22 protein-coding genes and 1 riboswitch are annotated in these 26,808 nt (G+C 70.7%); of the genes, 11 read left to right on the top strand and 11 right to left on the bottom strand.

The features are described 5' to 3' along the window. The first annotated feature begins 15 nt into the window (after positions 1 to 15). Positions 16 to 1,857 (top strand): GMC oxidoreductase, encoded by a 1,842-nt coding sequence (locus OG456_RS14750; protein ID WP_266561078.1) that lies wholly within the window; start codon positions 16 to 18, stop codon positions 1,855 to 1,857. 66 nt (positions 1,858 to 1,923) lie between these two features. On the opposite strand, the gene OG456_RS14745 is transcribed toward OG456_RS14750, so the two are convergent. Beyond that, positions 1,924 to 2,943, bottom strand: coding sequence for an LAETG motif-containing sortase-dependent surface protein (locus tag OG456_RS14745; RefSeq protein WP_266561076.1), 1,020 nt, complete (start codon positions 2,941 to 2,943; stop codon positions 1,924 to 1,926). 300 nt (positions 2,944 to 3,243) lie between these two features. Between OG456_RS14745 and OG456_RS14740 the strand changes: the two genes are divergently transcribed. Then, the gene (locus OG456_RS14740; protein WP_266561074.1) at positions 3,244 to 3,969 is read left to right on the top strand and encodes a hypothetical protein; all 726 of its coding nucleotides are present in this window, start codon (positions 3,244 to 3,246) and stop codon (positions 3,967 to 3,969) included. Between the two features lie 600 nt (positions 3,970 to 4,569). Here the strand turns inward: OG456_RS14740 and OG456_RS14735 are convergent. Further along, positions 4,570 to 4,887 carry a chorismate mutase gene (locus OG456_RS14735; RefSeq protein WP_266561072.1) on the bottom strand — a complete coding sequence of 106 codons (318 nt, stop codon included), beginning with the start codon at positions 4,885 to 4,887 and terminating at the stop codon, positions 4,570 to 4,572. A gap of 323 nt (positions 4,888 to 5,210) precedes the next feature. Here OG456_RS14735 and guaA point away from each other — a divergent pair, with 323 nt between their 5' ends. Beyond that, positions 5,211 to 6,797: a glutamine-hydrolyzing GMP synthase gene (gene guaA, locus OG456_RS14730; RefSeq protein WP_266561070.1), complete on the top strand. Its 1,587-nt coding sequence runs from the start codon at positions 5,211 to 5,213 to the stop codon at positions 6,795 to 6,797. Positions 6,798 to 6,912: 115 nt separating this feature from the next. Here guaA and OG456_RS14725 read toward each other — a convergent pair whose 3' ends face one another. Continuing rightward, the gene (locus tag OG456_RS14725) at positions 6,913 to 7,392 is read right to left on the bottom strand and encodes a pyridoxamine 5'-phosphate oxidase family protein (protein WP_266561068.1); all 480 of its coding nucleotides are present in this window, start codon (positions 7,390 to 7,392) and stop codon (positions 6,913 to 6,915) included. 117 nt (positions 7,393 to 7,509) lie between these two features. On the opposite strand from OG456_RS14725, the gene OG456_RS14720 reads away from it, so the two are divergent. The 3 genes from OG456_RS14720 (at position 7,510) to OG456_RS14710 (ending at position 10,393) form a co-directional block, all read left to right on the top strand. Continuing rightward, entirely contained in the window at positions 7,510 to 8,301 is a 792-nt protein-coding gene (locus tag OG456_RS14720; RefSeq protein ID WP_266561066.1) for a class II aldolase/adducin family protein, read from the top strand. Positions 8,302 to 8,453: 152 nt separating this feature from the next. Then, positions 8,454 to 9,740 (top strand): hypothetical protein, encoded by a 1,287-nt coding sequence (locus OG456_RS14715; RefSeq protein WP_266561064.1) that lies wholly within the window; start codon positions 8,454 to 8,456, stop codon positions 9,738 to 9,740. 125 nt (positions 9,741 to 9,865) lie between these two features. Next, positions 9,866 to 10,393 carry a DoxX family protein gene (locus tag OG456_RS14710; protein ID WP_266561062.1) on the top strand — a complete coding sequence of 176 codons (528 nt, stop codon included), beginning with the start codon at positions 9,866 to 9,868 and terminating at the stop codon, positions 10,391 to 10,393. 131 nt (positions 10,394 to 10,524) lie between these two features. On the opposite strand, the gene OG456_RS14705 is transcribed toward OG456_RS14710, so the two are convergent. Both OG456_RS14705 and OG456_RS14700 read right to left on the bottom strand, forming a co-directional pair. Further along, entirely contained in the window at positions 10,525 to 10,749 is a 225-nt protein-coding gene (locus tag OG456_RS14705) for a hypothetical protein (protein ID WP_266561060.1), read from the bottom strand. Next, positions 10,736 to 12,127 carry a PspC domain-containing protein gene (locus tag OG456_RS14700; protein WP_266561059.1) on the bottom strand — a complete coding sequence of 464 codons (1,392 nt, stop codon included), beginning with the start codon at positions 12,125 to 12,127 and terminating at the stop codon, positions 10,736 to 10,738. Before OG456_RS14700 ends, OG456_RS14705 begins: the two co-directional genes overlap by 14 nt. Positions 12,128 to 12,313: 186 nt before the next feature. Between OG456_RS14700 and OG456_RS14695 the strand changes: the two genes are divergently transcribed. Together OG456_RS14695 and OG456_RS14690 are read left to right on the top strand one after the other, a co-directional pair. Next, positions 12,314 to 13,603, top strand: coding sequence for an ATP-binding protein (locus OG456_RS14695; protein ID WP_266561058.1), 1,290 nt, complete (start codon positions 12,314 to 12,316; stop codon positions 13,601 to 13,603). Then, a complete protein-coding gene (locus OG456_RS14690) occupies positions 13,600 to 14,325 on the top strand; it encodes a response regulator transcription factor (RefSeq protein ID WP_266561056.1) in 726 nt (241 codons plus the stop codon). The genes OG456_RS14695 and OG456_RS14690 overlap by 4 nt, the downstream gene beginning before the upstream one ends. A gap of 159 nt (positions 14,326 to 14,484) precedes the next feature. Here OG456_RS14690 and OG456_RS14685 read toward each other — a convergent pair whose 3' ends face one another. Next, positions 14,485 to 15,555 carry an NlpC/P60 family protein gene (locus OG456_RS14685; RefSeq protein ID WP_266561054.1) on the bottom strand — a complete coding sequence of 357 codons (1,071 nt, stop codon included), beginning with the start codon at positions 15,553 to 15,555 and terminating at the stop codon, positions 14,485 to 14,487. A gap of 293 nt (positions 15,556 to 15,848) precedes the next feature. Here OG456_RS14685 and OG456_RS14680 point away from each other — a divergent pair, with 293 nt between their 5' ends. After that, positions 15,849 to 16,202 carry a hypothetical protein gene (locus OG456_RS14680; RefSeq protein WP_266561052.1) on the top strand — a complete coding sequence of 118 codons (354 nt, stop codon included), beginning with the start codon at positions 15,849 to 15,851 and terminating at the stop codon, positions 16,200 to 16,202. A gap of 73 nt (positions 16,203 to 16,275) precedes the next feature. Here OG456_RS14680 and OG456_RS14675 read toward each other — a convergent pair whose 3' ends face one another. Together OG456_RS14675 and OG456_RS14670 are read right to left on the bottom strand one after the other, a co-directional pair. Beyond that, complete coding sequence (locus OG456_RS14675) at positions 16,276 to 17,223, bottom strand: tellurite resistance/C4-dicarboxylate transporter family protein (protein WP_266561050.1); 948 nt, start codon at positions 17,221 to 17,223, stop codon at positions 16,276 to 16,278. A 27-nt stretch (positions 17,224 to 17,250) separates the two neighbouring features. Beyond that, positions 17,251 to 18,420, bottom strand: a complete 1,170-nt coding sequence (locus tag OG456_RS14670; protein WP_266561048.1) for a C40 family peptidase — start codon at positions 18,418 to 18,420, stop codon at positions 17,251 to 17,253. An 8-nt stretch (positions 18,421 to 18,428) separates the two neighbouring features. Next, a riboswitch (cyclic di-AMP (ydaO/yuaA leader) is annotated at positions 18,429 to 18,592 on the bottom strand. Between the two features lie 254 nt (positions 18,593 to 18,846). On the opposite strand from OG456_RS14670, the gene pcrA reads away from it, so the two are divergent. Beyond that, the gene (pcrA, locus tag OG456_RS14665) at positions 18,847 to 21,357 is read left to right on the top strand and encodes a DNA helicase PcrA (RefSeq protein ID WP_266561046.1); all 2,511 of its coding nucleotides are present in this window, start codon (positions 18,847 to 18,849) and stop codon (positions 21,355 to 21,357) included. A gap of 27 nt (positions 21,358 to 21,384) precedes the next feature. Here the strand turns inward: pcrA and OG456_RS14660 are convergent, their stop codons facing one another. Further along, entirely contained in the window at positions 21,385 to 22,977 is a 1,593-nt protein-coding gene (locus tag OG456_RS14660) for a M23 family metallopeptidase (protein ID WP_266561044.1), read from the bottom strand. 221 nt (positions 22,978 to 23,198) lie between these two features. Continuing rightward, positions 23,199 to 24,203 (bottom strand): alpha/beta fold hydrolase, encoded by a 1,005-nt coding sequence (locus OG456_RS14655; RefSeq protein WP_266561042.1) that lies wholly within the window; start codon positions 24,201 to 24,203, stop codon positions 23,199 to 23,201. 438 nt (positions 24,204 to 24,641) lie between these two features. Between OG456_RS14655 and OG456_RS14650 the strand changes: the two genes are divergently transcribed. Next, positions 24,642 to 25,058, top strand: coding sequence for a cobalamin B12-binding domain-containing protein (locus tag OG456_RS14650; protein WP_100594811.1), 417 nt, complete (start codon positions 24,642 to 24,644; stop codon positions 25,056 to 25,058). 112 nt (positions 25,059 to 25,170) lie between these two features. On the opposite strand, the gene OG456_RS14645 is transcribed toward OG456_RS14650, so the two are convergent. Then, entirely contained in the window at positions 25,171 to 26,808 is a 1,638-nt protein-coding gene (locus OG456_RS14645) for a DUF5691 domain-containing protein (protein ID WP_266561039.1), read from the bottom strand.

Raw genomic sequence — 26,808 nt, 5'->3', positions numbered from 1 at the left:
CAACGAGGAGAGCCAGTGTCACAGGAGAACTCTGCCCGGAGTGAAGCCGGGAGCGCCGACGACGCCGCGTACGACTACGACGTCCTCGTCGTCGGCTCCGGCTTCGGCGGCTCCGTGTCCGCCCTGCGCCTGACCGAGAAGGGCTACCGCGTCGGTGTGCTCGAAGCGGGCCGCCGCTTCTCGCCGGGCACGCTGCCGAAGAACTCCTGGGACCTCAAGAACTACCTGTGGGCGCCCAAGTTCGGTATGTACGGCATCCAGCGCATCCACCTCCTCGGCAACGTGATGGTCCTCGCCGGGGCGGGCGTCGGCGGCGGCTCGCTGAACTACGCCAACACCCTCTACGTGCCCCCGAAGCCCTTCTTCGAGGACCCGCAGTGGAAGGACATCACCGACTGGCAGGCCGAGCTGAAGCCGTACTACGACCAGGCGCAGCGCATGCTGGGCGTGCGGCTCAACCCGACCATGACCCCGGCCGATGTCCACCTCAAGGCGGCGGCGCAGGACATGGGCATCGGCGATACGTTCCACATGGCGCCGGTGGGTGTCTTCTTCGGCGACGGCAAGGACGCCGGCGGCGGGGAGGAGGTCGGCTCGGCGAAGGTCGCGCCCGGCACGCAGGTCGACGACCCGTACTTCGGGGGCGCGGGCCCGGCCCGCAAGGCGTGCACCGAGTGCGGCGAGTGCATGACGGGCTGCCGCCACGGCGCGAAGAACACCCTCAACGAGAACTACCTGTACCTCGCCGAGAAGGCGGGCGCGGTCGTGCACCCGATGACGACGGTCGTCTCCGTCACCGACGACTCGCAGGGGGGCTACGCGGTCGCGACGCTCCCGACGGACGACAGGAAGAAGGGCGCGGGCCGTACGTTCAAGGCCCCGCGCGTCATCGTCGCGGCCGGCACGTACGGCACGCAGACCCTGCTGCACCGGATGAAGTCCGGCGGTCAACTCCCGTATCTGTCCGCCAGGTTGGGTGAGCTGACGCGCACGAACTCCGAGGCGCTCGTCGGCGCCCAGACCAACAACCGCCGCTACAAGAAGCGCCACGGCAAGCCCAAGGTCGACTTCACGCAGGGCGTCGCGATCACGTCCTCGATCCACCCGGACGAGAACACGCACATCGAGCCGGTCCGCTACGGCAAGGGCTCGAACGCGATGGGCGGCATGACGATCCTTCAGGTCCCGTACGCGCAGGGCTCGTCCCGCGTGGCCGGGTGGCTCGCCAACGTGGCCAAGCACCCGACGCTGCTGGCGCGTTCGCTCTCCAACCACCGCTGGTCCGAGCGGACCATCATCGGCCTGGTCATGCAGTCCCTCGACAACTCGCTGACGACGTACCTGAAGCCGGACGGCGTCGGCAAGGGCCTGCTCACGGCCGAGCAGGGCCATGGCGCGCCCAACCCCAAGCAGATCAAGGCCGCCGTGGACGCCGCGTCCACGATCGCCGCCGAGATCAACGGCTTCGCGGGCTCGAACATCGGCGAACTGATGGGCACCCCGCTGACCGCGCACTTCCTGGGCGGCTGCCCGATCGGCGACTCCCCGGAGACGGGCGTCATCGACCCGTACCACCGCGTCTACGGGCACCCGGGCATCTCGGTCGTCGACGGCGCCGCGGTCACGGCGAACCTGGGCGTGAACCCGTCCCTGACCATCACGGCGCAGGCCGAGCGCGCGATGTCGTACTGGCCCAACAAGGGCGAGGAGGACCCGCGTCCGGCACAGGGCGTGGCGTACGCGCGGCTGTCCGCGGTCGCGCCGAAGAACCCGGCGGTCCCGGAGGACGCGTTCGGCGCGCTGAAGCTGCCGTTCCTGGGGATGCCCGCGGTTCCGCCGAAGCCGACCGGCAAGTAGCCCCGGACACACGAAAGGACCTGCGCCCCCCTCCGAGCGCAGGTCCTTCTCGTTCCCTACGGGGTGTTACGCGGTGGCGCCGGCCTTGCGGCGACGCACGGCGAACACGGCACCGGCACCGGCGACGACGGCGACGCCGCCGATCAGGCCGATGGTCGGGACCATGGAGGACGAACCGGTCTCAGCGAGGCTGCCGGTCACCTCCTGGGTGTTGTTGTCGTTCGGCTTCTCGGACGGCATCGGAACCTTGCCGCCTTCCTGCGGCTTGGTCCCGTCGGTGTCCGTGCCGGGCTTCACGATCTCGATCAGGTAGCTGGCGGAGCTGTCGCTGAGGCAGTCCAGCTCGTCGTCGTTGTAGAAGCCGCCGCCGATGGTCAGACCGGCACCGATGGGGGCGCTGGCCTTCACGTTCAGGCGGAGCTGGTAGTTGACGGACTTGCCGGCCTTGATGCCCGACAGGTCGAGGAAGCCGAACGAGTAGCCGTCGCCGTCGTCGATGTCGACCCAGGTGCCGTCGACCTTCGCCTGGAGGTGGACCTGGCTCGCCTTGTACGCGTTGTCGGCGTTCTCGTCGTTCGGGCCGACACCCGCGTAGAAGAGGGCCTCGTCGAGGTCGGACTTCGTCGGGTTCTTCACGGTGAGGGTGAAGCCGTGCCAGCCGCTGCCCGCCGCGATCTTGCCGGGCAGACCGCTGAGGGAGACGGCCAGCTTGGACTGGTAGCCCTCGTTGTCCTCCTCGCAGATGCCGGTCGGGTCGGTCGGCTCGTCGGACGGCGTCTCGGACGCGGACGGCGACGGCGACGTGGAGTTGGACGGCGTGCTGGACGCGGAGGCGGCCGGGGTGGTGGTGCTGACCGTGGAGGGAGTGGTGGTGTTCTCCGCGGGGGTGGAGCTGGTGTTCTCCGACGGAGTCGTGGGCTCGGAGGCCGGCGTGGTGGTGGCAGCCGGGGGGGTCGTCTCGCCAGAAACCGCTGCGGGGGCGTCGGGCGCCTCCCCGTCGGCAAACGCTGCCGGCGCCGACAGCAGCGCGATCGGGGCTATTGCAGCCGTCGCGGCCGCGGCGGCCAGGACACGGCGAAGCTTCATGAAGACCTCGGAAAGTCCGGCGTACTGCTGTGGCGCAGTACGAGCTGAGAGGCCTCCGCGTTGTGGGGTCGCGGGTGTGGCCGTTGGTTCCGCACATGTGACCGGCAACCCCGGGAAATGGTTGCCCTCGAACTAACACGATTCTTATGTGAGCTGGCTCACCCGGGGCCCCGTACAACCTTTGTGGCGATCTTCGATCGTTACGCAAAGCGCTGGCAAAGGAGGCCGGTCGCGGGCTTGGATGGCGCCTCGGTACGGGCCGACGCGTGGCGCCGTGCCGCAGAGAACGAAGGTGGGAATGTGAACTCAGGTGTGAGGCGTGCCGTGGCGGCCGCCGCCCTGGTCGCGGCGCTGGGTGTGACGACGGCGTGCGGGGGGTCCTCCGAGACCACCGACGCCAAGAAGCCGGCCGCTTCGGAGAAGACCTCGGCGCCGGCGAAGCCCGCCGAGGAGGGCGCGAAGGCGCTCACCGCTGCCGAGCTGGAGAAGGCCGTCGTCGCGACGGGCGACGTCAAGGGCTACAAGGTCGAGAAGGTGGGCAAGAGCGACCTGCCGCCGGCCGAGAGCGTCCCCGCGAAGCCGGCCGCGTGCCAGCCGCTCGCCGACATGTTCATGTTCTCGACCCAGCCGACGGCGAAGGACCGGGTCGTGCGCACGCTCATGGCGACGGACGAGCTCGACCCCAAGGTGACCTCGCTCGCGCTGCTCGCGCACGACGGCTCCGACGCCGCCGAGGTCATGAAGGGCCTGCGCACGGCCTCGAAGAACTGCACCGCGTACGAGCACGTCGACTACAAGTACAGCGGCGTCAAGGAGCGGCCCGCGCCCGACGCGGGTGACGAGGCGGTCTCGTACGACGTGAAGGGCGTCATCGACGGCGACAAGGTCCCGATGACCTTCACCGTGGTGCGCAGCGGCTCGACGGTCGTGGCCTTCTACACCATGAACATGCTGGACTCGAGCAAGACCGACGTGCCGCAGGTGATCGTCGAGGCGCAGCTCGCGAAGCTGGCGAAGACCGCCTGATCCGCACGGTCCGGATCGGCTTGTGGGCACAGAGAAGGGCCCCGCGGACGCGTCCGCGGGGCCCTTCGCCTTCAGCACCGACGTCAGGGCGGCGTCGGTGCCGGGGAGCGGCGCCGGGGGGTTGCGCCGCTGGTGCGGGTCTGCCAGGGGTCGCCACCCCGGCGCGCGGTGGCGCGCGGATGGGGCGGACCTGCGGCAATTCACTTGTGCAGCCCGGGACTTGGGGCTTTGTGGGGTGTGGGGTTTCCTGCGCATCGTGCTCGCGGGTCTGTCGTGCGCGCAACCGTTTCGACCGACCGTTTCGACCACAGGGGCGAAGGGTTCTGCTGGGAGGCCGACCGGCCCCGGGCGTCCCCGGGACCGGCCGTTCTCTTGGGTGACCGGGCTGCTGTCCCCTGCCGTCCGGTCACAAACGCTGGAGTGAGGTCCCACGACGTACGGCATGGATCCCTACGTCTCATCGCTCCAGCGGAGCCACGCGTGGATTGAGCGGGCCCGCCCCTGGCTGGCACGGACATCGGGACCAACGAAGGGCGCCGCGCACCGGTCACGCGCCGTACGGGTGAGAGCGGATCCGAACGTGGGTGCGTCGCGTAGGCCTCAGACCCGGCCGCGGCACAGCTCCAGGAGCGTCATCGCGAGGCCGGTGCCGGGCTTGCCGAGGGCGTCCCTGTAGTGGCCGAGGACCTCCATCTCGCGGGCCAGGTTCACGCGGCGCCCGCCCGAGGAGATCCGCGCCTCCTGGATGACGGCCGAGACGGCCATCCGTTCCTGGATCAGGCCGATGATCCGGTCGTCGAGCGAGTCGACGCGCTCACGGGCGCCGGTGATCACGTCGGCGGCCTCGGAGGTGCGGGCGCCGGTCTTCTCGGCGGTGGTCGTGGCGGTGGTGCTCATGGCGGTCGTGGTGGCAGTCATTCTGGGGCTCCTCGTCGTATGGGTGACGGGTGTCCCGGAGCGGCAAGGACCGGATACGACAGAGCGCCCCGGGCCTTGTCGGCCCGGGGCGCCCGGTAAGTCGCTTGTCAGGTGATCAAGCAGCTCGACCATGGCAGCCGGCGGGCCGGTTGCCATAGGTAAAGAGGAAGTCGATGCGGTGCTTGGTCACAAGACCAGTATGCCCGGCATGAGTGGCCCCGGCCACCGCGTCCGTGGGATGAGACGAAGAGTCTCCTCGCGGGCCCGTTAGAATCGACAAATACAGACCCCTGCTCGTGTTCCACCGCCGGAAGGCCGCCGCCGTGCCATCAGCGTCCCCCGCTGCCGCCCCTGACACCGTTCTGGTCGTCGACTTTGGTGCGCAGTACGCCCAGCTCATCGCCCGCCGCGTCCGCGAGGCCCGCGTCTACAGCGAGATCGTGCCGAGCACCATGCCGGTCGAGGAGATGCTCGCCAAGAACCCGAAGGGGATCATCCTCTCCGGCGGCCCCTCGTCCGTGTACGCGGAGGGCGCCCCGCGCCTGGACCGCGCCATCTTCGAGGCCGGCGTCCCCGTCTTCGGCATGTGCTACGGCTTCCAGCTGATGGCCACGACCCTCGGCGGCACCGTCGACGACAACGGCGCCCGCGAGTACGGCCGCACGCCGCTGACCGTCTCCCGCCCCGGCTCCACCCTCTTCGAGGGCACCCCGGCCGAGCAGCCCGTGTGGATGTCGCACGGCGACGCCTGCTCGGCCGCGCCCGAGGGCTTCACCGTCACCGCGTCCACGGACGTCGTGCCGGTCGCGGCCTTCGAGAACGACGCGAAGAAGCTGTACGGCGTGCAGTACCACCCCGAGGTCATGCACTCCACGTACGGCCAGCAGGTCCTCGAGCACTTCCTCTACCGGGGCGCCGGCATCGAGCCGACCTGGACCACGGGCAACGTGATCGAGGAGCAGGTCGCCGCGATCCGCGAGCAGGTCGGCACGAAGCGCGCGATCTGCGGCCTGTCCGGCGGCGTCGACTCCGCGGTGGCCGCGGCCCTCGTGCAGAAGGCCATCGGCTCGCAGCTGACCTGCGTGTACGTCGACCACGGCCTGATGCGCAAGGGCGAGACCGAGCAGGTCGAGAAGGAGTTCGTCGCCTCGACCGGCGCGAACCTGAAGGTCGTCGACGCGAGCCAGCGGTTCCTCGACGCACTGGCCGGCGTCTCCGACCCGGAGACCAAGCGGAAGATCATCGGCCGCGAGTTCATCCGCGTCTTCGAGCAGGCGCAGGCGGAGATCGTGGCCGAGGGCGCGGCCGACGGCGAGGACGTCGCGTTCCTCGTCCAGGGCACGCTCTACCCGGACGTCGTCGAGTCCGGCGGCGGCACCGGCACGGCGAACATCAAGTCCCACCACAACGTGGGCGGCCTCCCCGAGGACCTGGAGTTCGCGCTCGTCGAGCCGCTGCGCCAGCTCTTCAAGGACGAGGTGCGCATGGTCGGCGCCGAGCTCGGCCTGCCGGACGACATCGTCCAGCGCCAGCCGTTCCCGGGCCCCGGCCTCGGTATCCGCATCGTCGGCGAGGTCACCAAGGACCGGCTCGACCTGCTGCGCGAGGCCGACGCCATCGCCCGCGAGGAGCTGACGGCGGCCGGTCTCGACCGTGACATCTGGCAGTGCCCGGTCGTCCTGCTCGCGGACGTCCGCAGCGTCGGTGTCCAGGGCGACGGCCGCACCTACGGCCACCCGATCGTCCTGCGCCCCGTCTCCTCCGAGGACGCCATGACGGCGGACTGGACGCGCATGCCGTACGACGTCCTGGCGAAGATCTCGACCCGCATCACGAACGAGGTCGCGGACGTCAACCGCGTCGTGCTCGACGTGACGAGCAAGCCGCCGGGCACCATCGAGTGGGAGTAGTCGCTCCCCGACACCGTGTGTGAAGGCGCCGCCCACTGCTGCAGGCAGGGGGCGGCGCCTTCACGTGTGTCCTTCGCGTGTGTCCTGAGCGTGTGCCCATTTCGTGCCGCGGGGCTCAGGTGCGCTTGGCGGTGCGTACCGGCTCGCCCGGCTTCCACACCTGTACGACCAGGTAGGTGTCGTCCTCGATGAAGGTGCGGGTGACCTCGGTCAGCTCGGTGCGGAAGAGGTGGAAGTCGTCCGGGTCGGGCACCTGGACCGAGTCCGTGTACGAGGCGATGACCTCGGGGTCCTCGACGAGCAGCGCGCGGCCCGAGATCCGTACGTCCCCGCCGCCCATGCCGGTGCCGTCGCCCGGGTTGGCCTGGACGCCGAAGCGAGGGTCCCGGAGCAGATCGCGGGCCTTGAGCGAGCCCGGCATCATGCCGAGCCAGAACTCCCCGCGCAGGAACCGGACCTCCAGTCCGCTCGTGCGCGGCGAACCGTCCCTGCGGAGGGTCGCCAGGATGTGGTGCTGGAACTGACCGAAGCGCTCCTCGACCGTCTTGGCGAGGTCCGGTTCGGCCGCGGTGAATGTGGCCCAGTTCGACGTCATACGTCGAGTCTGGCGCGGATACCCGACACCTGCTGTCCGGTATGAGCGGCAGTTCGGCGCACTCTCTTCACCGCCCGCCTCTGTCCTCCTGCGCTCCCCGGAGGTAACTTCCGCTCCATGTCCACGCAGACGCCCCCGCCGGTACCCACCGAACACCTCCAGTTCGCGATGCCCCCCATCCACGACTCCCCGGCCGGCGAGCGCCGGCACCGCAAGGAGCGGCTCGCGGGCGCGCTGCGCATCTTCGGGCGTCTCGGCTACGAGGACGGGGTGTCGGGGCACATCACGGCGCGGGACCCGGAGTACGACGACTGCTACTGGGTGAACCCGTTCGGGATGCCGTTCAAGCACGTCACCGTGTCCGACCTGGTCCTCGCCAACGGGGACGGGCAGGTCGTCGAGGGCCGCCGCCATGTGAACCAGGCCGCGTTCACCGTCCACGCCGAGGTCCACCGGGCGCGGCCCGACGTCGTCGCCGTCGCGCACTGCCACTCGCTGTACGGGCGGGCCCTGTCCACGCTGGGCGAGCTGATCGACCCGATCACCCAGGAGGCGTGCGCCTTCTACGAGGATCACGCGCTGCTCGACGAATACACCGGCGTGGCCGTGGACCCGGACGAGGGGCGGCGGATCGCGGCCGCGCTCAGCTCGAACAAGGCGCTCATCCTGCGCAACCACGGGCTGCTCACCGTGGGCGGCTCCGTCGACTCGGCCGCGTGGTGGTTCCTGTCGATGGAGCGCTCCTGTCAGGTGCAGCTCGCCGCGCGGGCCGCGGGCCGACCGATCCTGATCGACCACCGCAAGGCCGTGTCGACCCGGGAGCAACTGGGCGGCGACCTGGTCGCGTGGATCAACCATCAGCCCCTGTGGCAGGACATCAGCAGCGCGGAGCCGGATCTGCTGTCCTGAGCACGGGGCTGTGGCCTCGGGGGTCAACACCGGCGTTCACCGTTCACCCCCTCTGACCGGACCTGGCGGCCCTGGACGGCCTTGCGTACGGCACAATTCCCAGTCATTACACGGAAGTTGACGTGCGGCCGTTCGGGTCGGGCGGGCTCCGGATGGGAAGGCGGGCGTACCGGGTGGCGGTCCAGGAGGCGCGAGAGGGAACGCACAGCGGGGGCTGCACCTGCGGCGACTGCCCGCACGGAGCGCGCGAAGGGCACCGCAGGGCCGTGGCCGCGTTCCTCGCGAAGCGGGACGAACTGGCGGCCGGACAGGGGCTGCCCGCCGCTGTCGCGCACTCGGCTGGCGCGTCCCGCCAGTGGGTCTCGGACGAACTGACGCAATCCGCGCGGGACATGGCTGATCGCGGGCGCGCCGAGGGTGACGCGTGGCTCGCGGGGCTGTGGCCGCGCACCGTCGGCGTGGTGTGGGGAGGGTGCGCGCTGCTCCTGATCGTGCAGGCGCTCACGGCGATCGGCGCGGGCTGGACGACGGCGCGCACGGCCGGGCTGCTGGCGGCGGTCGTCGTGGGCGGCCTCCTGACCGGCGCGGCCTACGCCCACCGGGCGGCCGGCGGGGTGCTCGCCCCGGTCGTCGGCGAGGACAACCGCCTGTCCACCTCCCGCGCCGTCGCCGCCTGCTGGGTCCTCGTCGTGGTCTACGCGGTCCTTGTCCTGGCGGGCGAGTTGGCCGGCACCTCCGGCCACCGCGAACGGGACGCGCTGATCTCGGGTCTCGAACTGGCCCGGGGAGCCGGGGTGGTGACCGTCCTCGCCGTCGTCTGCGGGGTCGCCGTCCTGGTGCGCCGGGTCGTGGGGCTGCGCGTGCTCGGCCAGCGCCTGCAGAAGGTGCGCGCGGACCGGCCGCGCGCCGCCGACCTGCTCACCGACGACTCAGGACGCGGCACCTTCGCCGACATCCAGTACGTGCTGATCTCGGCCGTCGCCCTGGTGTTCGTCGCGGTGCGCCTCGCCCGCCGCCCCGGACAACTGCCGGATCTTCCCTGGGGACTCGCCCTGCTGGTCCTGGTCTCGGCGGCCGCGTATCTCGCGGCCAAGTACGCGGAGGGCGGCCGGCCCGTGATCCTTTCGGTCGTGCGGTCCCGTGAGGCCGGGGACCTGGACGCGCCGATCCGCACCGGCGACGACATCGAGATCCGCGGAGCCGGCTTCGTGCCGCCCGGCGCGGCCACCGCGGACCGGCTCGCCCGCATGGTCGTCCGCATCGGACCCGTGCACGTCCACGTACCTCTCGTCCCGGTACGGGGCGGCTTCACCAACCCCACCGACTCGGCCCTGACGGTCCCGGTCCCCGTGGACGTCGAGCCGGGCCGGGTCGACGTCCAGGTCGTCACCGCGGCGGGCGTGGAGACGAACCGGTGCGCGATCGACGTCGCGGACTGAGCGCCCGCGTCCGGCCTGCGGCAATGACCAGACGTTACTGAGCAGTCACGTCCACTCGTACGTATGGTCTGGGTACGGGCAATTTTGCGGGCACCGATGCGGGCGCGAGAGGCGGCGGACGAGCGATGGCTCATGGCATGCGGACGGACACCCATACCAGTTACGTCAACAGCAGAGGCAGCTGGCGGGACAACGCTCAACGGTTCGCACTCCTTCCCTTGCGGATCTTCCTCGGCGTCACCTTCATCTACGCGGGGCTCGACAAACTGACCAACAGCGCGTTCTTCCACGCCACCGGATCGGGGTCGATCGGTGAGCAGATGCGCGGCGTGCGGGACATCTCCGCCATCCCCGCCATGGTCGACCTGGCGCTCAAGAACCCGGCCGGCTTCGGCTACGCGATCGCCTTCGGTGAACTGGCCGTCGGCATCGGCACGTTGATCGGTCTGCTCGCCCGGCTCGCCGCGGTCGGCGGGATGCTGATCTCGCTGAGCCTGTGGCTGACGGTGAGCTGGGCGACCGAGCCCTATTACCTGGGCAACGATCTCGCCTACCTGATGGCGTGGCTGCCGCTGGTGCTTGCGGGGGCGTCGGTGTTCTCGGTGGATGCGATTCTTGCGGCTCGGCGCCGGGCCCGGGGTGGGCTGAGCTGACGGGATCCTTGTGTGCGGCGACGCGTCCTTTTTTCTGGGGGCGCGTGTTGTAGTTCGGTCGCGGGGCGCGTGGAGCTGGGCGCGCAGTTCCCCGCGACCCCGCGCCCCTTACGCGGCGCCTCTCGCGCCCTTTACCGGGAGCCGGAATCCGTTACGTGGGGTCTTTGGCGGCGGCGGATCGCGTACGTTGCCGTGCCTGCTGCTCCGGCCAGGAGCAGGCCGGCGGTGACTACGGGGATCACCGTGAACCACGGCAACTCCCAGCTTCCCAGCGCGTCGCCCAGATAAAGGGCTCCGGCCGCGGTCAGGAACAGGCCCGCGATCAGCTTTCCCGGCTGGAACTCATGACGTGGCACGGGCCACCTCCGCCTGTCCGACACCGACTTCGAGCCGCAGCTCGACCGTGCCGCCGTCCTTGCTGCCCACCGGAGGTACGAGGGTCATCCTTTGCTCCTGTCCCGGACGGATGTCCACGTCCTGTGTCTTTTCGTCCGGCAGCCGGATGTCACCGAGGCCCACCTCGGCCCGCAGCACGACCGTCGCGTCCTTCGGTACGACGACCTTGAGCTGCCCCGCCCCGACCTCCGCTCTCGTCGTCAGTGTCTTGCCCTTGCCGACGTCGATCCCGCTCAGATCCAGCGTGCCGACGCCCGTCCCGAGCTCGTATCTCGGCGCGACCTGGGCGACGGAGGCCGGGGTCCAGTCGGTGCGCACCCAGTGGGTGGTGATGTTGGAGGGGAGCACGGCGGACGCGGAGAGGAGTCCGGCCGTGACGACCGCGAGGACGATCGAGCCGGCGCCGGTCCGCCCGACGAACGCGCTGAGCGCGATGCCCAGGCCGAAGACGACGAGCGCACACGCGAGACCGGCCTGGAGAGCCGTGCCGAGCGGGTGTCCGTGCCACGTCGCGGCGGTGCCCGCGCAGCCCGCGGCCAGCGCGAGGAGGAACGTCCAGCCACCGATCCAGCGCGGCCCGCGCTGCTTGGGCGCTCGGCTCTCCGGCCCGTGGGAGGGGACGTCAGGGCCCCAGACCGTACGGTGCGCGGGCGCCGTGGGCTCGTAACGGATGTCGACGCCGCTGTCGGGCCCCCAGAAGTATCCGGTCCCGCCGACGTGCGTGCCGTCCTTGATTATCGGGTCCCGCCACCAGGAAGGCGCCCCGGTGACCGGCGGTGCCTGGGCCTCGGGCGGCGCGTCGGCCACGGTCTGCGCGGCCAGAGGGTCGGGGTCGGCCGCTCCGCGCTGCTGGGACCAGTACCCCGCGCCCGCGAGGAGCAGGGCGAGGACGGCGGCGAATGTGAGCACCCCGCCGTTGTTCAGCATGGACAGGAAGAGGCCGCAGCCGACGAGCGCGAAGAGCACGGCCGTCAGCGCCGGGCCGTCCACACGGCCGGAGAGGAGCTTGCGCGCCTCGTTCTCCTCTTCGTCGTCGTACGGGACGAAGAGCCAGGCGAAGCCGTAGAAGATCAGGCCGAGCCCGCCGGTCGCGGCGAGCACGGCGAGGCCGATCCGGAAGATCACCGGATCCATGTCGCAGTGCCGGCCGAGGCCCGCGCACACACCGCCCAGCGTCCCGTGCCGGCGGTCGCGCCGGAACCTGCCCGGCGGCGCGGGGACGCCGGGCTCCTGTCCCGGTGCGGGCGGCGCGGACGCACCGCCGGAGCCGCGCCCGGACACCGCGTCCTGCGGCTGCCCGGCCTGCGCTCCCGTCGAGGCGTGCTGGTGATCTGTCATGCGTCCATGGTGACGGGCGCAGGTCCGCCGCGGCAGTCGGGACGACCCTGGACGAACCCTGAAATCGCCCCTGACGGCGCTCGGGGCCGGGCCGGAGATCAGCCTCGGGGCGGGGCCGGAGATCAGGGGAGTCTCCGGGCTCAACCCTGATGCCCGGGGTCCGCCCCACGTGTGACCATCAATGGCATGCCGGAAGCCGCAGCACCCCCCGTTGACGTCCCGCGGCCGCCGCGCAAGCTCTACCGCTCCAGCGACGGACGCTGGCTCGGTGGAGTGGCGCGGGGGCTCGCCGGGCATCTCGGCCTGCCCGTGATCTGGGTGCGGCTGGTCTTCGTGGGCCTGTTCATGGCGGACGGCCTCGGCGCGCTCCTGTACGCGGCGTTCTGGTTCTTCGTCCCGCTCGGCGTCGGCGGCGTGGGCAGTGAGCGGCCTCCGGCCTTCACCACGGAGACGGCGCAGGACGGGCGGCGCCGACTCGTCGCCCGCAAGCCGGACAAGGGGCAGATCGTCGCCCTGCTGCTCATGGTCGTCGTGTCGATGGTGTTCGTCGGCAACGTGAATCTGGCGGGGAACGCGAAGGCGTATCTGTGGCCGACGCTCCTCGTCGGTGCGGGCGTGGCGCTCGTCTGGCGCCAGGCCGACAATGCGCGCCGGGCCCGCTGGATGGAGGTCGGGCGCCGCAAGCGCACGCTGAATCTGGCGCGGGCCGCGGCCGGTGTCGTACTCGTCGGGGCCGGTGTCACCGGGATCTTTGTGCTCCAGGGGTCGGCCGAGCACCTCGGCTCCATCCTTCAGGCCGCCCTCGCCGTCCTCGTCGGAATCGCACTCCTCGCCGGCCCCTATCTCGTGCGCATGACGCAGGATCTGTCCGAGGAACGCCTCATGCGGATCCGCGCGCAGGAGCGGGCCGAGGTCGCGGCCCATGTCCACGACTCGGTGCTGCACACGCTCACGCTGATCCAGCGGAACGCGGAGAGTGCGAGCGAGGTGCGGCGCCTCGCCCGTGCCCAGGAGCGCGACCTGCGGGCCTGGCTCTACAGACCGGAGGGGAACGGGAAGGACGAGGCGGAGGAACCCGGCACGGTCGCGGAGGCGGTCAAGCGCAGCGCGGCCGAGGTCGAGGACAAGCACGGAGTGCCCCTCGAGGTCGTGGTGGTCGGCGACTGCCCGCTCGACGACGGTCTCTCGGCACAGATGCAGGCCGCGCGGGAAGCGATGGTGAATGCCGCCAAGTACGGTGGCGAGGGCGGTGCGGTCCAGGTCTATGCCGAGGTCGAGGAGGAGACGGTGTTCGTGTCCGTACGCGACCGGGGCCCCGGCTTCGACCTCGACTCGATTCCCGCGGACCGGATGGGCGTACGAGAATCGATCATCGGCCGGATGGAGCGCAACGGCGGCACGGCGCGGCTGCGCGCGGTGCCGGACGGCGGCACGGAGGTCGAACTGACCATGAAGAGGGCGGAGAAGACCCCATGAGTGACGAGCAGGTCAAGCCTGACGCGACAGCGGCGAGCGCACCGGAGACGGAGCCGGTCGGCCGTCACGCACGCGTGGTCCTTGTCGACGACCACCGGATGTTCCGCACCGGCGTCCAGGCGGAGATCGGCCGCACGGAGACGACGGGTGTCGAGGTGGTCGGCGAAGCCGCGGACGTGGACCAGGCGGTCACGGTCATCACGGCCACGCGCCCCGAGGTCGTCCTCCTCGACGTGCACCTTCCCGGTGGCGGCGGCGTCGAAGTCCTGCGCCGCTGTGCCCCGTTGATGGCGGCCGCCGACAACCCGGTCCGCTTCCTGGCCCTGTCCGTCTCGGACGCGGCGGAGGATGTCATCGGCGTCATCCGAGGCGGCGCCCGCGGGTACGTCACCAAGACGATCACCGGCACGGACCTGGTCGACTCGATCTTCCGCGTCCAGGACGGCGACGCGGTCTTCTCGCCGCGCCTCGCGGGTTTCGTCCTCGACGCGTTCGCTTCGACGGACGCTCCGCCGGTCGACGAGGACCTCGACCGTCTGACGCAGCGCGAGCGCGAGGTCCTGCGCCTCATCGCCCGCGGCTACGCGTACAAGGAGATCGCCAAGCAGCTGTTCATCTCCGTCAAGACGGTCGAGTCCCACGTCTCGGCGGTCCTGAGGAAGCTCCAGCTGTCGAACCGCCATGAGCTGACGCGGTGGGCTACGGCGCGACGCTTGGTGTGACGTCCCCGGGCCGGGCGCGCGCCGTCAGCGGTGCGCGCCGCCCCGTGCCGACGCCGGGCTCAGCCTCCGCACCGCCCAGCGGTAGTGGCCCAGCGTCTTCGTGACGCCCATGAGAGCCGTCAGCCAGAGGATGATGCCCGCCGCGCCCACCGCACCGGCTCACGCCACTCGCGTAGCCCCCGCAAAAGGCATCTGGTCGATCGGCGCGATGCGTACCGGCGCGCTCGGGTTCGGTGCGTGGATCATCTTGCCGCCGCCGATGTAGATACCCACGTGGCTGATGCCCGAGTAGAAGAACACCAGGTCACCCGGCTGCAGTTGGGAGCGGGGGATGCGCGGGCCCGCATTGATCTGGGAGTACGTCGTGCGTGGCAGGGAGATGCCCGCGGAGCGGTACGCGGCCTGGGTGAGGCCGGAGCAGTCGAAGGCGTTCGGGCCCGTGGCGCCCCACACGTAGGGGCTGCCGAGGGCGTCGTAGGCGTAGGCGATGGCCGCCGCCGTGCGGGAGTCCGGAGCCTTCGGGAGGGCGCCCGACGGCATGTCGCGGGAGGAGTCCGAGCGGGAGACGCGGTCGGCCGCGCCGGTGTCGCCGGCGCCCGCTCCGACGCCGGCACGCTCGGCCGCCGGAAGCTGGTCGAGCAGACGCTTCGCCTCGGCCAGCTTCCCGGTGACCGCCTTCTTCTGCTTCTTCAGCTCGCCCTGCCGCTTGCGCAGCTCGGTGAGCCGGCCATCGGCCTCGGAGCGCAGCTGTTCGATCTGCCGGAGCTCGCGCTGCACGCGCCCCACCGCGGAGGCCTGCCGGGTGCCGAGCCGGTCGGCGAGCGCCGCGTTGTCGAGGTACCGGGCGGGGTCGGAGGACAGGACGAGTTGGACCGCCGGGTCGAGGGCGCCGGTGCGGTACTGCGCGGCCGCGGCCGAACCGAGCGCCTCGCGCTGGGTGTTGAGCCGGTCCGTCCTGCGGGCCGCCTCGTCACGCAGGGAGCCGAGCTTCTTCTCGGCCTTGTCCGCCTTCTCCTGGGCGCCGTTGTACTTCTCGGTGGCCTTCTCGGCCTCCTGGTAGAGCCGGTCGACCTTCGCCTTCACCTGGCTGGGGGTGAGCCAGGGGTCCGCGTGCGCCGCGCCGTCCAGGGCGGTGGCGGTCGCCGCGGAGGCGAGAGCGAGGGTCGCCGCGGTGCGGGCCGTGGGGCCGGTGAGCGAGCGCTGTCGGGGCTTGCGGTGCGCTGCCGACACGAGGGGCACGTCCTTCCGGTACGTACTGCTTACGCGTCCGGCGGCGGCCCGCACAGGGGAAGCGGGCCGCCGCCGGACCTTTCTCGGCGGTAGGTGCCCGACTACCGCCCCCGAGCGGGGCGGCGGTGGGGAGCCGGTCACCTGAGGAAGGACGCTAAACCTGACCGTCACGGCTTGGTGACGGATTGTCCGCAACTGGCCCCTGTGTTCCGCGTGTGACCGTATGTGACCGGCGAGGGATCGGTGCGGGCCGGTTCATGGGGGCAGTGAGGCCCCGGCTAGGCTCGCCGGTCATGGACGTACTCATCCACCTCTTCGTCGGCCTGCACATCATCGGCATCGCCTCGCTCCTCGGTGGGTTCCTCACCCAGATGAAGGCGATGGGCAAGGGAACGGCCCGGTTCGTCCCGGCGATGCTGCACGGTGCGCTGACCATGCTGGTCACGGGTGTCGTCCTCGTGGGCCTGAATCAGGCCGACGGCAACACCGTCAACAACATCAAGATCGGCGTGAAGCTCGCGCTGCTGATCGTGATCCTCGGCCTCGTGTACGTGAAGCGGGACGACGAGAAGGTGGACAAGGGCCTGTTCGGCCTCGTCGGCCTCCTGACCACCGCGAACATCTTCATCGCGGTCCTCTGGACCTGAGCCGTCACGCCCCTCTGGACCTGAGCCGTCACGCCCCTCTGGACCTGAGCCGTCACGGTCCTCTGGACCTGAGTCAGGCGGGTGTTCGGGACCTGAACGTCCCGAACAGGGTGGCGAGCCACGCGGCCACCGCGATCCACACCAGTACCTGCCCCGGCCCCTTGAGCCAGGGCACATCGGCGGCGGCGCTCACGGACAGTGCTGCCGCCGCTGTCATTCCCATCGGGAAGACCGTCGACCAGCGCCGCACGTCGTAACGCGGCCTGGGCCACCGCAGCTCCGCCAGCGCCAGCACGACGTACCAGGCCACATCGAGCGCGAGCAGCAGGAAGCTCATGGTGCGCAGGACGTCCGTGTCGTCCTCGTTCCACAGGCCCGTCGCGACGAGCTTCGACGCGGCGAGTGCGGAGATGGCGAGCGCGCCGCCCGCGACCCACTGGTCCCCGGCACCGGAGGCCACCTCGCGCAGGTCGAAGTGGAGCAGCGCGAAGCAGTACAGGACGACCCCGCCCCAGAAGAGCACCATCCCCGTGTACGCGAGCCAGTGCGCGCCGACCGCGGGCGCGAGCGTCGCCGCCAGGACGACGAGGCCCTGCGTCGCGACACAGCCGAGGAACACGCCCCCCGGCATCCGCGGCTTCCAGTGCCGTACGACGTTGATGAGGAGCACCGGCCAGACGAGCACGGCCAGGGCGAGGAGCGCCTCGGCCAGGGTCTGCCAGCCGAACATGGAGATCCGGGTGCCGAGGACCGTGGTCGCCGCGACCGCGGTGAGCGCGGGCGGGGTGTCGGCCTCGGACTGCCAGCGGTCGCGCTCCCGCAGCAGCCGGCTCGCGAAGTCCGCCGCGAGGACCAGCCAGAGGGCGGCGGCGAGCGCCAGCATGATGCCGGACAGCACCGAGTGACCGGTCAGGTTCAGGCCGACCGAGATGATGCCGGTGGCCATGACGGCGGCACCGGCGGCCGGCGGGAGCTGGGACCACGTGGGTCCGGGACCTGGGGTTGCGTTCGGGCCGCGCACCGCCCGAACGTAACCCCACGAAGGTGGTCAGGCGGGGCGCACCACGCTGTGGATCGGCATGTAGTAGATGGACTCGACGCGGACGTTCGCGCCCGGCTTCGGGGCGTGGATCATCTTGCCGTCGCCGATGTAGATGCCGACGTGGCTGATGTCGTCGTAGAAGAAGACCAGGTCGCCGGGCTGGGCGTTGGCCGTGGTGACGGTCGTTCCGACCTTGACCTGGTCCCAGGTCGTGCGCGGCAGCGAGATGCCGGCCGCCTTCCACGCGGCCTGCGTGAGGCCCGAGCAGTCGTAGGAGTCCGGGCCCGTGGCGCCCCACACGTACGGCTTGCCCATCTGGGACTCGGCGAAGGCGATGACCTTCGCGGCCTTGGCGGCGTAGCCGCTGCCGGTGCTGCCGGAGCCCGTACCCGTACCCGTGCCGGATCCGCTGCCCGTGCTCGGGTTCTCCTTCTGGCGTGCCTCCTCGGCCGCCTTGCGCTTGGCCTCCGCCTCGGCCTGCTGACGCGCCAGCTCCTCCGCCTTCTTCCTGGCGGCCTCCTGCTTCTTCTTCTCGATCGCCGCGAGGCGCGCCTTCTCCTCGGCGGTCAGCTTCGACAGGAGTTCGCGGGCGTCGCCGAGCTTCTGCTGGACGTCCCTCTTCGTGCTCCTGAGCGTGGCCTGCGAAGTGGTCAGAGTCTCCAGGCTCTTGGCCGCCTCGGTGCGCTTCTTCGTGGTGGCGGCCTGCTCGGTCTGGTAGTCGTCGACGGCCTTCTTCTGGCGGCTCGTGAGCCGGCTCATCAGCTGGTCCTGGTCGAAGTAGTCCTGCGCGTCGTCGGCGAGGAGCAGCGTCGCGGTGTCGGAGACGGCGCCGGTGCGGTACTGGGCGGCGGCGAAGGTGCCGAGCTCCTGGCGGGCCTTGTTGAGCTTCTCGGTGCGCTGCGCGACGTCGTCGAGCAGGTCGCCGACGCGCTTCTGCTGCTTGGTGGTGCGCTCCTTGGCCGCGTTGTACTTCTCCGTGGCGACGCCCGCCTGGTGGTAGAGGGTGTCGACCTTCTTCTGGACCTCTTCCAGGCTCGGCTTCGGCGGCGCGGAGGGGGCGGCGGTCGCGCTCTGCGAGAGCAGGGCTATGGAGGTGAGGGCCGCCGTGGTGATTCCGACGACGGGGGCCGTGCGGGGACCGGCTGTCCTGCTGCGCGGCTTGCGGTGCGACGCCAAGGGGCGCGTCTCCTTCCCATGGCCGCCTACCGGGTTAGCTGTCGGGTTCGGGCGGAGATTCGGAAGGCTGCCCTACGGTCGCGCCCTGACGGGTCGTCGGCCGATTCACCCCAAAGGTCGTGGGTCCCCGGTTCCATGCCTCTCGGCGTACTGAACTCAGCGGGGGCGACCCGTTCGCGGCGCGGTTGCCGGCGGGGGGACGGGCGGCCCGCGGAGCACGCTAGCCAACGCGTGTGGCTGCTGTGAAGGTTGATGTTCGATATGCCCGATACATTTTCGTGACCTTCGGCAATCTTGTTCGTGACCTCCGGTAACTCTCACGGAGAGTGATCTCCGCACTACGAGAGGTGGTCGGGTCCGCGAAGTCGGGGGGAAGTTTCCGGGGCGGCCGTGGGTGTCAGTGGGGCGGCCTAGACTCGTAGAGCGATGAGCAGCCTCTTTGACGACAGCTTCCTGGCGGACCTCACGGCTTCGAAGGCCAGTGAGGAGCATGCCCCGCCGCCGCCCGAGGACGACACGGCTCCGGAGCACGTTCCGGACGACCTGTTCGACGGGAAGTTCGACGTGCCCCCGGCCAGGGACGCGTACTACCGGGACGGCGCCCCACGCCCCGCGCTCGACCCGGCGGCGCTCCTCGACGGGCTGAACGAGAACCAGAGGGCGGCCGTCGTCCACGGCGGCTCCCCGCTGCTCATCGTGGCGGGCGCGGGTTCCGGCAAGACCCGCGTGCTCACGCACCGCATCGCGTATCTCCTCGGCGAGCGTGGCGTGCACCCCGGCCAGATCCTCGCGATCACGTTCACGAACAAGGCCGCGGGCGAGATGAAGGAGCGCGTCGAGTCCCTCGTCGGCCCGCGGGCGAACGCGATGTGGGTGTCGACGTTCCACAGCGCCTGCGTCCGTATCCTGCGCCGCGAGTCGAAGAAGCTCGGCTTCACGTCGTCGTTCTCGATCTACGACGCCGCCGACTCCAAGCGCCTCATGGCCCTGGTCTGCCGCGACCTCGACCTGGACCCGAAGAAGTTCCCGCCGAAGTCCTTCAGCGCCAAGATCTCGAACCTGAAGAACGAGCTGATCGACGAGGAGGACTTCGCAGCTCAGGCCGCCGACGGCTTCGAGAAGACCCTCGCCCAGGCCTACGCGATGTACCAGTCCCGCCTCCGCGAGGCGAACGCGCTGGACTTCGACGACCTGATCATGACGACGGTGAACCTCCTGCGCGCCTTCCCGGACGTCGCCGAGCACTACCACCGCCGCTTCCGCCACGTCCTGGTCGACGAGTACCAGGACACGAACCACGCGCAGTACGCGCTGGTCAGGGAGCTGGTGGGGTCGGTCGACAGCGGCCGCGCGGAGGACGAGCCGCCGCGTGAGGGCGATCTTCCGCCGGCCGAGCTGTGCGTCGTGGGTGACGCCGACCAGTCGATCTACGCGTTTCGCGGAGCCACCATCCGCAACATCCTCCAGTTCGAGGAGGACTACGCCGACGCGACGACGATCCTGCTCGAGCAGAACTACCGCTCGACGCAGACCATCCTCTCCGCGGCCAACGCGGTCATCGAGCGCAACGAATCCCGCCGCCCCAAGAATCTGTGGACGAACGCGGGCGCGGGCGCGCAGATCACCGGCTACGTCGCGGACACCGAGCACGACGAGGCGCAGTTCGTCGCCGACGAGATCGACCGGCTCACGGACGCGCGCGACGCGAAGGCCGGTGACGTCGCCGTCTTCTACCGGACGAACGCGCAGTCCCGTGTCTTCGAAGAGATCTTCATCCGCGTCGGCCTGCCCTACAAGGTCGTCGGCGGAGTCCGCTTCTACGAGCGCAAGGAGGTCAGGGACGTCCTGGCCTATCTGCGGGTGCTCGCCAACCCCGAGGACTCCGTCCCCCTGCGCCGCATTCTCAACGTGCCCAAGCGCGGCATCGGCGACCGTGCCGAAGCGATGATCGACGCGCTCTCCCAGCGCGAGAAGATCTCCTTCCCGCAGGCGCTGCGCCGCGTCGACGAGGCATACGGAATGGCGGCCCGCTCGACGAACGCGGTGAAGCGGTTCAACACGCTGATGGAAGACCTCCGCACGATCGTCGAGTCGGGCGCGGGCCCGGCCACGGTTCTGGAGGCGGTCCTCGAACGGACCGGCTATCTCGCCGAGTTGCAGTCGTCGACGGACCCGCAGGACGAGACCCGCATCGAGAACCTTCAGGAACTCGCAGCCGTGGCCCTGGAGTTCGAGCAGGAGAGCGCGTCGGCGGACGGCACGGCCGAGGGTGAGGGCGAGGCGAGCGTCGGTACGCTCTCCGAGTTCCTGGAGCGGGTCGCGCTCGTCGCCGACTCCGACCAGATCCCGGACGAGGAGGACGACGGCTCCGGCGTCATCACGCTGATGACGCTGCACACCGCCAAGGGACTTGAGTTCCCGGTCGTCTTCCTGACCGGCATGGAGGACGGCGTCTTCCCGCACATGCGCTCCCTCGGCCAGGTCAAGGAGCTGGAGGAGGAGCGCCGGCTCGCCTACGTCGGTATCACGCGCGCACGCGAGCGGCTGTATCTGACACGCTCCACGCTGCGCAGCGCCTGGGGCCAGCCCTCGTACAACCCGCCGTCGCGCTTCCTGGAGGAGATCCCGGACGCGCACCTGGAGTGGAAGCGGACCGGCGCCATGGCGCCCGCTAAGTCGACCGGACCGACGAGCGGCATCGCCGCGTCCCTCTCGTCGTCGCGCTCCCGCACGACACCGGCGTTCGCCACGCGCCGGGCGACGGAGAAGCCCGTCGTCGCGCTCTCGGTGGGAGACCGGGTCACGCACGACCAGTTCGGCCTCGGCACGGTCGTCGGCGTCAAGGGCACCGGGGCGAACACGGAGGCGACGGTCGACTTCGGCGAGCCCAAGCCGAAGCGCCTGCTGCTGCGGTACGCGCCGGTGGAGAAGTTGTAGGGAAGGCCGCCGCCGGGAGGCTCGGCCCTACGTCGGGTCGAGCCCGTGGCTGCGGAGCCACGGGAGCGGGTCGACGGCCGAGCCGCCGCCGGGACGCACCTCGAAGTGCAGGTGCGGACCGGTGGAGTTGCCGGAGTTCCCGGAGTGCGCGATGACGTCACCGGCCTTGACCGGTCCGCTCATCACGGTGTGACTGGAGAGGTGGCAGTACCAGGTCTCCGTGCCGTCCTTCGCGGTCAGGATCGTCATGTTCCCGTACGCGCTGTTCCACTGCGTACGGACGGTGCCGTCGGTCGCGGCCATCACCGGGGTGCCGTACGAGACGGGGAAGTCGATGCCGGTGTGCACGGACATCCAGTTGATGCCGGCCTGTCCGAAGTACGCGCTCAGCCCGCGCTGCTTGACCGGGAGGACGAACTTGGGCCGCAGGCGCTCCTTGCGCGCCGCTTCCTCCGCCGCCTGCTTCCGCTCGGCCTGCTGCTTGGCCCTGAGGTCGATACGTTCCTGGGTGCGGCTCGCCCGGTCGGCGAAGTCGCCCGCGTCCGCGGAGAGGTCCGCGAGCTGCGTGTCGAGCTTGTTGTTGGCGACGGAGGGCTTCACGGCGGTCGCGTCGGGCGCGGAGGCCGCCGTCGTGTCCTTGCTGTCGTCTCCGCCGAGCCCGCCGACGGAGGCCGCGGCGACTCCCGCGACGCCCATCACGCACACCGAGGGCACCGCGACCGTGAGCAGTGCGGAGCGCTTGGCGGGGGAGCGGCGGCGGGAGCGTGCGCGCTGGGCCGGCGTGACCGGGGCGGGCCGCTCGTCGCGGGCGACGATTTCCTCGACGTCGTCGCTGTAGCTGTCGTGGCGACTGTCGTCGTGGCTCAACTCCTGCTCGGAAGCTTCGGGTTGGCCGTAGTCGTGTCGGGCGTCGGGGGCGCTGTCGTCACCTTCGGCGCCCGCGGAGTTCCACGCGGTGGCGTCGTACGCGCCGGTGTCGAAGACCGGCGCTTCGAAGGTCTGCGTCGCGAAGGGCTGGGCCTCGAATGCCTGCGTCTCAAAGCCCTGCGTCTCATAGGCCTGCGTCTCATAGGCCTGCGCGTCGAACGCCTGGGTCTCGAAGGCCGCCGGTGCCTGGAAGGTCTGCGTGGCGAACGCGTCCTGTGTGGTGAATCCCTGCGCCTGCGCCCCGAAGGCGTTCGCGTCCCACTGTCCGGTCTGGTCGGCCCACGCACTGTTGTCCCACTGGCCGGAATGGTCCGGTCCGGACTGGGGCGGAATACCGCCGAGTTGGTCGTGAGCGGCGGTCCCCCAGACAGCGGTGGTGTCGTAGCTGCCGGTGCCGTACACGGCGGCCTGTTGCTGCGCCGCGTACGGGTCGTGGTGCTGGGGTTCCTGCGTCGTCAGCGTCTGGTGCGCGCCGGTCGACCACTGACTGCTGTCGTACGCGCCGGTGTTCTGCGCGCCGGGCAGGTCGCCGAAGAGGGGGTCGGCGGCGAAACCGCCGGTGGCGTAGCCGTCGTAACCGGTGTGGCCGCCGTACTGGGCGCTCTGCTGGTCATATGCAGCGTAGGGCGCGTAGTCGGCGTCCTGAGCCGGGGCCGGGTTGGTCTGAGCCCCCGACGGGTGACGGTCGTTCACCAACTTCTCTTTCGCCTCGACAACAGGGGCTGCCAGAGCAGTGCGGTGACTGTACCCGGCGGTACGCGGGCGCGACAATCTTCAGCAGGTTTCCCGCTCGCAGGAAACGGGCATTCGGCCGTCTTTCGGCGGACTGTGGGCAGAGCTTTGGCCCTGCGTTCGAGGATCGTTCGACGTCTGGCCAGTTCGGGGACCGTTCCGGGGGCAGGTTCAGGCCGGACTCAGGCGACCGTCAGGCCATTCACCGCGTCGGTGGTGTGTGCTCCTTCCGCCTCCTCGGCGTCGAGTGCCTGTCGGATACCGGCGGCGACCGCCGGGTGGACGGGGAGCGCGAGGTGACCGACGCCCGTGACGCGGACGTTCTGCGCGATCAGGTCGGGGTGGTCGATGCAGGCCGTCTCCAGCGGAACCATGATCTGGTCGAGGTCGCTCCAGAAGCTCACGAAGTGGGTGCGGCAGCCGGGGGCGGGCCGCGACAGCTCCTCGATGACGGTCGAGCCGGGTCGCATCTGCCGCACGATCGGGTGCGCGTCCATCAGCGGCGCGACCGTGGTCCCGCCGTGCGGGGTGCCGAGCGACACGAGGGTGCGTACGCGCAGATCGCCACCCAGGCATTGCACGTAGTAACGGGCGATGAGGCCGCCGAGGCTGTGCCCCACGATGTCCACGCGGTCGTGGCCCGTGCGTTCGCAGAACTCCTCGACATGACGGGCGAGCAGCGCGGCGGCGGTGCGGATGTCGTAGGTCAGCGGCGAGTAGTTGAGTGACTCCACGTGGTGCCGGCCGTGCTGGGCCAGCGAACGGCGCAGCAGGACGAAGACGGAGCGGTTGTCGATGAAGCCGTGCAGCAGCAGAACAGGCGGCTTGCTCTCGGAGGCCGGCAGGCGGGCGCTGCACGCGTTGTGGGTGTTGTCGGTGCTGTGAGCGTTCTGGGCGCCAGGACCGGGCAGGGTGGCGCTCTCCGTCAGGTACGAGGCATCGTCGTCCCCCTCGCCCATGTCCGCCGGGGTGGGGACGTAGCCAAGCGCAGGGAGCGCGGGGGCGGTCCAGCGCTCCTGGATGATGCCGGACGGGTACAGGAGGAGGTGCCCGGCGAGAATCGCGACCTCGAGAGCGGTCGCCTTCAGCAGAGAGACGGAGACTCCGGCCAGTCTGGCGGGGAACACCAGCCTGGCGGGGATCAGCTGACACAGCGGGCGAAAAGGCAGGATGCTCGTGACCTTCATGGCCGACCTCCCGTCGGCACCCGGGAAAACGGCTCTGTCTCCCGTGTGCCCTCATGGGAAGCATGCGCCGAGGTGGCCGACGATGCGCGTCGTACGCGGGCGGTTACCGCTCGGTGCCCGTGAGTAACGGTTGCGGTGCGTCACAAAATCCCCGTACGTACCGCCCCGCCGATGCGCGCCGTGCCGCCCGCCGCGCGGCCGGCGGCGGTGTGGTGCGGCTGTCTCTTTGCGGCTCCCCTTGCGCCAATAGCCCCCGTATGCGGCTTCTGAGCCGCCTGCGGCGGTTGTGGCGCGCAGCGAACGTGTCCCATCGTGTGATTTCCCCCTCGCTCCGCACCGCGAAACGGCCGGTTGCGGGATGCTGTCGATAACGTTCGTTCACTTCCCGGGTACGCATCAGGTCAGGTATCGGGTAGAAGTCGCTTCATGGAGGCAGTGATGGGTGTGGCAGCCGGTCCGATCCGCGTGGTGGTCGCCAAGCCGGGGCTCGACGGTCACGATCGCGGGGCCAAGGTGATCGCGCGGGCGCTGCGCGACGCCGGTATGGAGGTCATCTACACCGGCCTGCACCAGACGCCGGAGCAGATCGTCGACACGGCGATCCAGGAGGACGCCGACGCGATCGGTCTCTCGATTCTTTCCGGGGCGCACAACACGCTCTTCGCGCGCGTCATCGAGCTCCTCGTGGAGCGCGACGCCGCGGACATCAAGGTGTTCGGCGGCGGGATCATCCCCGAGGCGGACATCGCTCCGCTCAAGGAGAAGGGTGTCGCGGAGATCTTCACCCCGGGCGCGACGACGGCGTCGATCGTGGACTGGGTCAACGCGAACGTCCGCCAGCCTGCCGGGGCCTGACCCCTCCGGTCCCGCCCGGATGAGGGCGCAGGAGTGCCGGTTCGGTGCGTGGGTCGCGCTCCGCCCGAACCGGACAGTTCCCCTGCCCTCCCTCGTCGCGTACCTCCCCTGCCTACGTCTCTCTCAACTCGTCCCGCATCGCCCGCCGCAGGCGCAATGTGCTGACCAGACGCTGGAACGCTTCCGACCAGTAGCCGCCGGCTCCGGGGGCCGCGTCCTCCGGTTCGTCCGGGGTGGCGGTGAGGCCGTCGAGGCGGGACGCCTCCGCGGGATCCAGGCAGCGTTCGGCCAGGCCCATGACGCCGCTGAAGCTCCAGGGGTAACTGCCCGCGTCCCGCGCGATGTTCAGCGCGTCGACCACTGCCCGCCCAAGTGGCTCGGCCCACGGCTGGGTGCAGACCCCGAGCAGCTGGAACGCCTCGGACAGGCCGTGCGTCGCGATGAACCCCGCCACCCACTCGGCGCGCTCGCCGTCGGACAGCGAGCCGAGGAGCTTCGCCCGTTCGGACAGAGATACGGCGCCGGGGCCTCCGGCATCCGGTGACGCGGGCGCGCCCAGGAGCGCGCGCGACCAGACGGCGTCCCGCTGGCGCACCGCGGCCCGGCACCAGGCGGCGTGGAGTTCGCCCTGCCAGTCGTCGGCCACCGGCAGTGCGACGATCTCTTCCGGAGTGCGGCCTCCGAACCGCGCGGTCCAGCCGCCGAGCGGCGTCGCCTCGACCAACTGGCCCAGCCACCACGACCGTTCACCCCGGCCGGTCGGCGGCTTGGCGACGACGCCGTCGCGCTCCATGCCCGCGTCGCACTCGTGCGGCGCCTCGACGGTGATCGTCGCCGCGCCCTGCGTGCGGTCGACGGCGACGCAGGAGGTGGCGCGTGACGCCATCCGGGCCGCGAGCGCCGAGCCGGGGAGTGCCGAGAGCAGCTCCGCGGCGGTGGCTCTGACGTTGCGGCTGCGGTCGGACAACGCCTGTTCCAGGAACGGCTCGTCGGCGTCGGCGAGCCCCGACCGCAGCGAGTCGAGGAACATCAGCCGGTCCTCGGCCCGCTCGGCGGACCAGGTGGTGGCGAGCAGTTCGCGTGCCGCTGCTGGGCTGTGCTCACGTACCGCTGCCAGGAGCGTGACCCGTTCGGCGAACAGGCCCTCCTCCCACAGACGTTGCACGTCGGCCGCATCCTCGGGCGCCGGGAGAGCTTTGCCGCCGCCGGGGGTGGAGCGCAGTGCGAACTTCCAGTCCGGGTTCAGCCGGGCCAGCCACAGCGCGCGCGGGCCGGCGAACGTGAGGGCCTGTGGCCGCAGATCCGTGCGCCCGCGGGCCGCGTCGAGGAGCGCGGGAAGGAGATCCGGAGGCGCCGCGTACCCCTGTTCGTTGGCCCCGGCCAGCCACTGGGGCAGCAGCTCCATCAGGTCGGGGGCTGTTCCGCGGCGGCCGCCTCCGGTGCCGGGGCGGTCGGTGAGCAGCATCGCGAGTCTGCGTCGCGCGGGGGCCGGGAGCGGGGGCCGCGGGTCGTCCGCCGCCCGTGCCGGGCGCGCGGCGGCGGGCGCGGGCCGCAGCCCGGCCCGCCGTCGTACGGTCTGTACGGCGGCGGCGTCGAGAAGCGCGGTGGGTGCGTCGGCGCCGGGCGAGTGCCCTGGCGGCGTCCGCCGGTCTGTTCCCAGCAGGGCCACGGTGACCAGCTCTTCCCATGCGTCACCGGAGCTGGTGCTGGTGCTCGTGGCCGTGGCGTCGGCGGTCGAAGGGCCCTTCAT

The sequence above is a fragment of the Streptomyces sp. NBC_01446 genome, from assembly GCF_026340095.1.
In the GTDB taxonomy this organism is placed as follows: domain Bacteria; phylum Actinomycetota; class Actinomycetes; order Streptomycetales; family Streptomycetaceae; genus Streptomyces; species Streptomyces aureus.
The sequence above is the reverse complement of the archived record's forward strand: the minus strand, read 5'-3'. Positions and strand labels throughout refer to the sequence as shown.